This window comes from Rhodovulum sp. (genome assembly GCF_011048875.1).
Lineage (GTDB): Bacteria > Pseudomonadota > Alphaproteobacteria > Rhodobacterales > Rhodobacteraceae > Rhodovulum > Rhodovulum tesquicola.
Genome location: NZ_DSDD01000315.1, coordinates 1 through 2,328, shown reverse-complemented (window position 1 = coordinate 2,328; position 2,328 = coordinate 1). Strand labels below are relative to the sequence as shown.

3 protein-coding genes and 1 pseudogene are annotated in these 2,328 nt (G+C 67.7%); all 4 read right to left on the bottom strand.

The annotated features are described in order from the left end of the window. Positions 1–363, bottom strand: a pseudogene (locus ENN83_RS11125) (D-glycerate dehydrogenase); the annotation flags it as partial. Beyond that, on the bottom strand, positions 363–701 hold the full coding sequence (locus ENN83_RS11120; protein WP_287187004.1) for a tRNA-binding protein: 339 nt from the start codon (positions 699–701) through the stop codon (positions 363–365). The pseudogene ENN83_RS11125 and the gene ENN83_RS11120, both read right to left, overlap by 1 nt. Beyond that, on the bottom strand, positions 698–1,519 hold the full coding sequence (gene proC, locus ENN83_RS11115) for a pyrroline-5-carboxylate reductase (protein ID WP_287187002.1): 822 nt from the start codon (positions 1,517–1,519) through the stop codon (positions 698–700). The genes ENN83_RS11120 and proC overlap by 4 nt, the downstream gene beginning before the upstream one ends. A gap of 34 nt (positions 1,520–1,553) precedes the next feature. After that, on the bottom strand, positions 1,554–2,057 hold the full coding sequence (locus ENN83_RS11110) for a YbjN domain-containing protein (protein ID WP_287186999.1): 504 nt from the start codon (positions 2,055–2,057) through the stop codon (positions 1,554–1,556). Positions 2,058–2,328 lie beyond the last annotated feature (271 nt).

Sequence of the window (2,328 nt, the reverse complement as noted above, 5' to 3'; positions counted from 1 at the left end):
GCCGCCGCGGCGGCAGGTCATCAGGATCAGCAGCATCCCCATATCGGCCGTCGCATCCGTCACGGCGCCGGGCGTGTTGGTCACGGCGATGCCCAGCGCGCGGGCGGCGGCCACGTCGATATGGTTGTAGCCCATGCCGAAATTGGCCAGCAGCCTTGCCCGCGGCTGATCCACGGCGGCGAAGATCCCGGCGGAAAACCGGTCGCCGAGCGTGGGCAGCACGATGTCGAATTCGGCCAGCGCGCGGCGCATCTCGTCCTCCGAGAGCGGCAGGTTGCTGTCGCGCATCTCGACCTCGCCCAGTTCGCGCACGACCGGTCCCACGCGGCCCGGCATCGGCCGCGTCACCAGTATCTTCGTCATCAGAACATCCTCCCCCCGATCGGTACTTGCCTGTCCGGCCCGATCAGAACCACCTCGCCATCCGCGTCGGGCAAGCCCAGAACCAGCACTTCGGACATGAACCGGCCGACCTGCCGGGGCGGGAAGTTGACCACCGCCAGCACATGTTTTCCCGGCAGGTCGTCGGGGGTGTAATGCGTGGCGATCTGTGCCGAGCTTTTCTTCTCGCCGATATCGGGGCCGAAATCCACCCAGAGCTTGATCGAGGGTTTGCGCGCCTCCGGATAGGGTTCGGCGCGGGTGATCCGGCCGACGCGGATATCGACCTTCCGGAAGTCGTCACAGGTGATTTCGCTCACGATCCCAATTCCTTGCTGCGCGCGGTGGCGGCGGCGACGGCGCGGTGCAGAAGCGGCGGGAAACCCGTTTCCGGGTCCATCAGCACCGAAAGCGCGGCCGCCGTGGTGCCCCCTGGCGAGGTGACGTTGACGCGCAACTCGGACGGGCTCTCGGCGGCCTGCTCGGCAAGCTGGCCCGCGCCTGCGACGGTGGCGCGCGCAAGCCGCAGCGCCATGGCGGGTGGCAGGCCCTGCGCCTCTCCGGCGGCGGCCAGCGTCTCGATCAGGTGAAAGACATAGGCCGGACCCGAGCCGGAAACGGCGGTCACGGCGTCCATCTGGTCCTCGGATTGCAGCTGGATGGTCTGGCCCACCGCCGACAGCAGCGTTTCGGCCAGCGCGAGGCCAGCCTCATCGACCTGCGCATTGCCGATCAGCGCGGTTATGCCCCGGCCCACGGCGGCCGGCGTGTTGGGCATGGCGCGGATCACCGGGGCGGCGGAGCCCAGCCGCTCGGCAAACCAGCCCAGCGTCTTGCCCGCCGCAACCGACAGGAACAGCGTGCGCCCATCGGCCAGCCCCGCGACCCGCGGCAGCGCGGCCTCCATCGCCTGCGGCTTGACCGCTAGTATCACGATGGCGGGATTTGCGGGCAGCGGCGCGTTCAGGTGCAGCCCCTCGGCCGCGCGGGCGCGCAGACAGTCGGACGGGCCGGGATCGAGCACCCAGACCGAACCGGCGGGCAGCCCGCCCTTCAGCCAGCCCGCCAGTAGCGCCGAGCCCATCTTGCCGCAGCCCAGAAGCACCAGCCCCCGGGCGGCGAGGTCGTCCATCTGCATTCCCGTGATCCCCTGTTATCCTCGGGGGGCGAGGTTAGGCGCGGCCATAAGCCTCTGCAATGGCGACTTGCAGCGCTTCCGCAGGGCTGCGATCGCCCCAGGCGACAAGCTGGAATGCGGGATAGAACCGTTCCGAGGCCGAGACCGCGGTGCGGATCAGCCGGTCGACCTGTTCGGGCGCGACCGGCTGGCCGCCAGCCAGCATCAGCCCGTGGCGCCAGACCATCAACCGCTGGTCGTGCCAATAGGTGAAGGCGCCGGCCCAGCACATGTCGTTGGTCGCATTCAGCGTCTCGTAGAGCGCGGACAGCCTGTCTTCCGGCGGCTCCATCTCGAAGGTGCAGATCAGCCGCAGCATCTCGTCATGGCTCGACCAGGCCAGCGTGATCGCATAGGTGCGCCACTGCCCGGTCACCGCCATCGCGATCTGGTCGTCGGTGACGCGGTCGAACTCCCAGTCGCGGTGCTCGGCAAGGTATTCCACGACGTCGATGGGGTGAAGGTCTTCGCTGTGCAGGAAGTCTTCGGAAAGCGACATGCCCGGCCTCGTGAGTTGTAGCCTTGACGAGCGGATGCCCCACAAGGCTTGGGTGCCTGCTGCAGGGCCTGCGGGAAAGCCAACAAGCCCTTACAAGATATGGTGGTGGCAAAGCCGGACTCTGTAAAGGAGAATTTGGTTGCCGCACATGCAGCGGCCGCAATATGTTGTGGAAATCTCCACCAATTGAGCTGAGATCGTGAAAGCCGCCCAGTAACAGGACGCATCGGCGGCGGGTTTTCCACGAGGCGGCAGGCGGGCGGCGGGTCAG

What these genes read in the sequence shown, in the direction of transcription:
- proC (WP_287187002.1), bottom strand. Translation starts at nt 1,519, where the DNA reads ATGCAGATGGACGACCTCGCCGCCCGGGGGCTGGTGCTTCTGGGCTGC.
- ENN83_RS11110 (WP_287186999.1), bottom strand. Translation starts at nt 2,057, where the DNA reads ATGTCGCTTTCCGAAGACTTCCTGCACAGCGAAGACCTTCACCCCATC.